Annotated in this window: 8 protein-coding genes; 5 read left to right on the top strand and 3 right to left on the bottom strand. The window is 73.6% G+C overall.

From position 1 onward, the window contains the following. Window positions 1-554: RICIN domain-containing protein (locus CXY01_RS05450; protein ID WP_246125055.1), on the bottom strand; the 554-nt coding region annotated here is incomplete at its 3' end. A 139-nt stretch (window positions 555-693) separates the two neighbouring features. Then, a complete protein-coding gene (locus CXY01_RS05445; protein WP_146926047.1) occupies window positions 694-1,665 on the bottom strand; it encodes a helix-turn-helix transcriptional regulator in 972 nt (323 codons plus the stop codon). Window positions 1,666-1,754: 89 nt separating this feature from the next. Between CXY01_RS05445 and CXY01_RS05440 the strand changes: the two genes are divergently transcribed. Both CXY01_RS05440 and CXY01_RS05435 read left to right on the top strand, forming a co-directional pair. Next, entirely contained in the window at window positions 1,755-2,150 is a 396-nt protein-coding gene (locus CXY01_RS05440) for a RidA family protein (protein ID WP_146926110.1), read from the top strand. Between the two features lie 93 nt (window positions 2,151-2,243). Continuing rightward, window positions 2,244-3,116 carry a CPBP family glutamic-type intramembrane protease gene (locus CXY01_RS05435; protein ID WP_146926046.1) on the top strand — a complete coding sequence of 291 codons (873 nt, stop codon included), beginning with the start codon at window positions 2,244-2,246 and terminating at the stop codon, window positions 3,114-3,116. A 9-nt stretch (window positions 3,117-3,125) separates the two neighbouring features. Here the strand turns inward: CXY01_RS05435 and CXY01_RS05430 are convergent, their stop codons facing one another. Next, complete coding sequence (locus tag CXY01_RS05430) at window positions 3,126-3,575, bottom strand: hypothetical protein (protein ID WP_146926045.1); 450 nt, start codon at window positions 3,573-3,575, stop codon at window positions 3,126-3,128. Window positions 3,576-3,804: 229 nt separating this feature from the next. Between CXY01_RS05430 and CXY01_RS05425 the strand changes: the two genes are divergently transcribed. From CXY01_RS05425 to yidD, 3 genes are all read left to right on the top strand, one after another. Further along, a complete protein-coding gene (locus CXY01_RS05425) occupies window positions 3,805-5,016 on the top strand; it encodes an FG-GAP-like repeat-containing protein (RefSeq protein WP_146926043.1) in 1,212 nt (403 codons plus the stop codon). Between the two features lie 84 nt (window positions 5,017-5,100). Then, window positions 5,101-5,970 carry an AraC family transcriptional regulator gene (locus CXY01_RS05420; RefSeq protein WP_146926042.1) on the top strand — a complete coding sequence of 290 codons (870 nt, stop codon included), beginning with the start codon at window positions 5,101-5,103 and terminating at the stop codon, window positions 5,968-5,970. Between the two features lie 52 nt (window positions 5,971-6,022). After that, the gene (yidD, locus tag CXY01_RS05415; protein ID WP_146926040.1) at window positions 6,023-6,310 is read left to right on the top strand and encodes a membrane protein insertion efficiency factor YidD; all 288 of its coding nucleotides are present in this window, start codon (window positions 6,023-6,025) and stop codon (window positions 6,308-6,310) included. The last annotated feature ends 8 nt before the right edge of the window (window positions 6,311-6,318 follow it).

Here is a 6,318-nt window from a genome sequence, read left to right as displayed (position 1 = left end):
CCCGACGGCGGGGGTGTGGTGGTGCCGCCGCCCGAGCCGACCTTGATGAGCTCCCACTGCTGGTTGTACTGGTTGTTGTCGGCCGTCTGCACCGCCCACGCGCCGTCGGACGTCGACCGGTCCTTGATGCCCAGGACCTTGCCGCTGTGCCGGTTGACGAGACGGATGCGGCTGCCCTCCGAGTCGGCGAGCTTGAACTGCTGGTTCCAGCCGCCCAGGTCCTGGTACTGGCGGAACTCGCCGCCGTCGGCGGTGCTCCATGCCCAGAGGTCGATGACCTTGCCCGAGTGCTTCGCCTTGAGCTTGTAGTAGCCGTCGCCGGCACTGACGAACTGCCACTGCTGCCAGGGGCCGTCGTTGCGGGACCACTGCTGGATGACCGTCCCGTCGGCGGTCGACGTGCCGGCGACGTCCAGGACCTTGCCGGACTGCCGGTTGACCAGGAGGTACCAGGCGCTCGTGTCGACGCTGGCTGCGTTGGCGGTCAGCGCCGTCGAGACGCCGAGCAGGCCGGCGAGGACGAGCGCGAGCGCACCGGCGATCGCGACGCGCAACGGGCGTCGTCGCCTGTGGAGCGTTGTTCCGGACATGGGATTCCTCTCGTGTGGTAAAGCGCTTTCCACGCGAAGGTTCCACCGCCGGGCATCCCGCGACAGAGGGTGAATCGTTGAAGGTCGGTGTTTCAGAGCTCGCTCATCGACGCTCGTACCGTGCGAGCACCGCGGCCGCATCGTCCTGCAGAGCGGTGCGCAGCCACGACGGTTCCAGCGCCTCGGCGTGCGCGCCCAGCTGCCACAGCGCCCACCGGGCGTGCCGTGCGTCCTGGAACGTGACCTCGAGCCGCACCAGGCCGTCGGCGTCGGTCTCCTCGGAGAGGACAGTCACCGCGGTGCGCACGAGGTCGTCGCGCCGCGCGCCGTCCACCCGGACCCGCGCCGTGACCAGTGCGCCGCCGGCCCGGAACCGGGCGCTGCGCTCCTGCCAGGCGCGGTCGAGGTCCACCCCGTCCGGCCGCTGCGCGGGCTCGGCGAGCTCCTCGGCGGCGAGGACGCGGGAGAGCCGGTACGTGCGGTCCTCGCCCGACCTCGTCGCCAGCAGGTAGCCCTGGTCACGCACGGTGACGAGGCCGATGGGGTCCACGGTCCGCCATCGCGGGTCCTGGTCCACGGCGGCGTACCGGATCCGCAGCCGGTGCCCAGCGAGCACCGCGCGCCGGACAACGGACATGACGGCGTCGGGCACCTCGTCGGCGTCGACCCGGCGGGCCAGGAGATCGGTCTCCGGGTCGACGAGCAGGCGCCGGCTCGCGCCGGCCGCGGTCGCCCGGTGGCTCTCGGGCAGGGCGTCGACCACCTTGAGCATGGCCGACGCGAGCGCGGAGCCGAGGCCGAAGGACTGCCCGCCGCGCCGGGACCCGGCGATCAGCAGGGCGAGGGCCTCGTCCTGGCTGAGCCCGGTGAGCTCCGTCCGGAAGCCCGGCAGCAACGCGAACCCGCCGTGCCGGCCACGCTCGGCGTACACCGGGACGCCGGCCGACGACAGGGCCTCGATGTCGCGCAGCACGGTCCGGGTGGACACCTCCAGCTCGGCGGCCAGCGCCGTCGCGGAGAGCCGGCCGTGCTGACGCAGCAGCAGCACCAGGGAGACCAGCCTGTCGGCGCGCACCTCCTCACCGTATACACGACACAGGGTGACGTGTATTGCCGGGAGGCTGACCAGCACGAGGTCCGACGACGGATGGAGCTGATGTGACGATCGAACGCACGACGGTCAACCCGGTGGAGTGGTCGCTGGGCCTGGGGTTCGCCCAGGGGGAGGTGGTCGTCGGGAGCGCGCGGACGCTGTACTGCTCCGGCCAGAGCGCGGTCGGACCCGACGGCGCACCGCGGCACGAGGGGGACATGGCAGCGCAGCTCGCGCTCAGCATCGACAACCTGGAGGGCGTGCTCGGCGCAGCCGGCATGTCGCTGGCGGACCTCGTCCGGCTCGCCGTCTACGCCACCGACGTCGACCTGCTGCTGGCGCACTACGGCGTGCTGGCGTCGCGGCTGGGTGCGGCCGGCGCGGTCCCGACGATGACGATGCTCGGGGTGAGCCGGCTGGCGATCCCGGGTCAGCTGGTCGAGCTCGAGGGCACCGCCGTCGCCTGACGTGCCGGCGGGGACGGGGTCAACCTTTCGATCGACGCGGTCCGCGTCGGCCGACCCGAACCATGGACGCAGGCCTGGCGAGGGGGTGCGGACATGGACGACGGCCGTGGGCGGACCGTGGCGAGGGGCGTGCTGGGCTGGCTCGTGCTCGGCGTGGGCGTCGGCGTCGCCATCGGGGTGGCCGAGGCGGCGGGGCGGTGGCTGTCGCTGGGGGCGACGGGCGAGATGGTCCTGCAGGCGGTGCTCGCGTCCGCGCTCGTCGTCCCGGCCGTCGTCCTGCTGCGCACCCGCGCCGACCGCCGCTCGCTCGCGGGCCTCGGCCTGGACCGGCCGGTGGCGCAGCCGGTCGCGCTCGGCCTCGGCGTGGCGCTCGGCGTGGGCGCGCTCGTCTGGGTCCCCGCGTGGCTGCTCGGATGGGTCGAGGTCGGCACACCGGACCCTCGGGCACTCCTCTGGTTCTTCGTCGTGAACACCGTCGTGCTGCTGCTGTTCGAGGCGCTGCCCGAGGAGCTGGCGCTGCGCGGCTACACCTGGACGACGATCAGGGACGGCTGGCGTACCGCTGCCGCGACGGTGATCACCACGGCGCTGTTCCCGTTCACCAGCCTGGTCATCAGCTCGGCGCACTGGGCGACGGCGACGCTGCTCGGGTCGGCACCCGACGCACCGACCGTGTTCCCGGCGGGCAGTGATCCGGTCGCGTACGTCGTGCAGCTCGTGGTCTTCGGCCTGGTGCTCGTCGCCGCGCGCCGGGTCCCGCTGCGCGGCGCCCTGCTCGTCGCGGTCGCCTTCCACGTCGGACAGCTCACGGTGAACCGGTTCGTGCTCGGCGGCACGGGCTGGCTGCCGACGGGCGTCGACGTGACGCTCGCGCATCCTGACGTGATCCTGCTGGTGCTCGTGCACCTCGCCGTCAGCGGGCTGGTGTTCGTCCTGGTCCGTCTCCGGTGGGCGCCGCAGCGCTGAGGGGGTCGATCAGGCCGGGACGGGCGCCGCGAGCTGGTCGGCCAGGTGGCGGAGCACCAGCCGGCCCGTCCGCTCCGAGGGCGCGGTGGTCGCCGGGGCGTAGGCCAGCCGCCGGATCACCCGGCGGCCCGCCGCCTGGCGCCGGGTCAGCCATCGCACGACGAGGAGGTGGCTCACCGCGGCGACCGGCTCGTCGGGGACCGGGGCCGCGGCGATCGCGCGACCTCGGCCCTCGCCGCGTACCCGGCGTGCGTGCTCGCCGACGAGGTGCTCGATCAGCGACGCGAGGTTGCGGGGAGTCTCGGGAACGCCGTCCAGCAACGCCTCGACCCGGCCCGGGGCCGGGTCCACCGTCATGGCGACCGTCAGCCGTCGCTGGACCGCGGCGAGCTCGTCGGCGGACCAGTCGTCGTCGTGCTCGGGGAGCGGGTCAGCGAGGGCGGTGCGGCTGCCGAACACGTGTCGATCCTCCAGGCTCGATGACGACGCGGTCCGCGCCGGGGTCGAGTGTGCGCCGTGCACGGCTCGGTCGGTGTCCGATTCGCACCTTTTCGCCCGAACGGACCTACGTCGCACCGTCGCGCGCGGCGCGTCCGGCACCCGGGCGACAGGTGCCCGGAACAACCCCGGCCCGGGACGTCGGTGCCCTACTCTCTGACCGACGCCCGCCCTTGCCAGAGAGGTCCTCATGCGCCGGTCCCTCGTGTCCTCCCTCGCCGCGGGAGCGCTCGTCGCCACCGTCCTGGCGGCCCTGCCGACCGCCGCGTCGGCCTCGGCCGGGCCCGGCGAGCCGGAGCTCGACATCGCGCACTCGCGGCCGACCGGCGGGCTCAACCTGTGGCGGCTCCCGCTCGCCGCGGAGAACCCGACGCTGGGCCAGCCGATGCTGAAGGCGAGCCTCGAGGCGGGCGGCTTCGAGTACGGCCGGTCGCGCACCGCGAGCGGCGACTTCGGCAACGTGACCGGGGTCGACGACGGCAGCCCCGACTGGCTCGTCTCGCACGGCCAGCCGAACGGCGGCGTGCTGCTCTGGGTCGTCGGCGGCGGACCCGACTCGACGCCGCGGCTGTGGGCGGACCTGCGCGGCGGCGGCTGGTCGTGGGAGAACTCGCGCCAGCTCGTGGGCGACGCGGACGGCGACGGGTACGACGACGTCATCTCGATCCACCGCACCGACACCGCCGGCGGTCCCGCCGCCAACGTCTGGGTGCACCGGGGCACGGGTGCGGGCTTCCAGGACCCGGCCCTGTGGGCGACGATCCCGCGCGCGGTCGACGAGTTCATGGCCAGTGACAACCTGCCTGGGGAGCCGTTCGTCGACGTCCGCTACACCGTCGCCGACCTGAACGGCGACGGCTTCGCGGACCTCGCGTCGACCCATCGCGGCGGCACGGGCCTGTTCGCGTCCGAAGCGATGTACTACGTGGCCTGGATCAACACGGGGACCGGATTCAGGACCCCCTCCGTGAGCATGTCCGTGTTCAAGCACCACGGGTGGTCGTTCGACGAGAGCCGCGACCTGTCCGCCGACACCGACGGGGACGGCTCGGACTCGCTCTTCACGATCCACCAGCAGCCGGGCGGCGGCATCCTGATCTGGGAGCGCTGGGGTCTGACGCTGAACACCTGGGACCTGCGCAAGGACCTGCGCACGGGCGGCTGGAGCTTCGCGGGGTCACGTCAGGTCGCGGCGGACGTCAGCGGCGACGGGATCGAGGAGCTGGTGAGCATCCACGACCAGGTCGGCGGCGGTCTGCTCGTGTGGGCGCACGTCTTCACGGCCCGCGGCAACATCGGCGCGCTGCCCTCGGAGCTCAGCGTCATCGCCGACCTGCGCGGCGGCGGCTGGGACTTCCGGTCGAGCCGCGAGAGCGTCGGGGTCGTTGCGGGCGCGCGCTGACGGACGCGCCTGATCGCACCGGACCGCGATGATCGGGTCCGGCCACCCGCGGCCGCGCCAGAGTGGTCAGCGGAAGGGGGCACCGTGATCGCCTGGCTCAACCGGCTCGTCGACCTCGTCGAGGACAACCTCACCGAGGAGCTCGACGTCGTCCGCCTCGCTGCGACGCTCGGCACCACCGAGTACCACCTGCGCCGCATGTTCTCGTCGCTCGCCGGGATGCCGCTGTCGGAGTACGTGCGCCGCCGACGGATGACCGTCGCCGCGACGGAGGTCGTCACCGGTTCCGGTGACCTCCTCGGCATCGCGGTGCGCTACGGGTACGGCTCGGCGGAGGCGTTCGGCCGGGCGTTCCAGTCGGTGCACGGCATCAGCCCGGGACGAGCCCGGCGCGACGGTGGCCCCTTCCGCGCGCAGCCGCGCCTCACGTTCCGCCTGACCGTCGAAGGAGCACGACCCATGGACGTCCGCATCGTCACCCGGCCCGACTTCCGCCTCGCGGGGCACGCCACGCGCGTCCCGCTCGTGCACGAGGGGATCAACCCCGCCATCCAGCAGCACGTCACGTCCCTGCCCCCGCAGGAGCACCAGCGGCTCAAGGCGTTGGGCGACGCGGAGCCGCGCGGCCTGCTCGCCGTCAGCGACGACATCGACCCGGACCGCCGCGAGGGCACCGAGCTGACGTACCTGCACGGCGTGGCCGTCACGGACGAGGTGGAGGTCCCCGACGACCTCGACGTCCTCCCGGTGACGGCGGGCTCCTGGGCCGTCTTCCGGGCGGAGGGCCCGTACCCGCAGACCCTCCAGACGGTGTGGGCGGCCACCGCGACCGAGTGGTTCCCGTCGAACCCGTGGCGGCTGCGCCCCGGCCCCGAGGTGGTGGCGGTGCTCGACCGCGCCGACGACTTCAGCACCGCCACCGTCGAGCTCTGGCTCCCGGTGGAGGCCGGCTGAGACCGCGGCCGTCGCGGAGGCGCCGGAGCCCGAGGGCTCTTACCGTGAGTCGATGACCCGTGCCGCAGCCGCCGTCGACCGCCTCATCGCCCGCTACCAGACCGGGCTCTCACCCCGAAAAGGGTGGAGCTGCGCGCACCGCGTCGCGCACGGCGGGTCGTCCTGCTCGGCGGCGGTGCGTGAGCTGGTCGTGCGACGTGGCGTCGTGCGCGCCGTCCTGCCGACCGCCGCGCGGTTCGTCGCGTGCTACCAGGCGGCGGCCCTGCTGGCCCAGACGGACGTGCAGGGCGTGTGCTGCTGCGGGGGCATCCCGATCCCGTTCCGCTTCCCGTCGCGCTAGGTAGACGG

Source organism: Cellulomonas xylanilytica, assembly GCF_007989805.1.
GTDB classification, from domain to species: Bacteria; Actinomycetota; Actinomycetes; order Actinomycetales; family Cellulomonadaceae; genus Cellulomonas; species Cellulomonas xylanilytica.
This window is presented reverse-complemented; position numbering and strand designations above follow the sequence as displayed.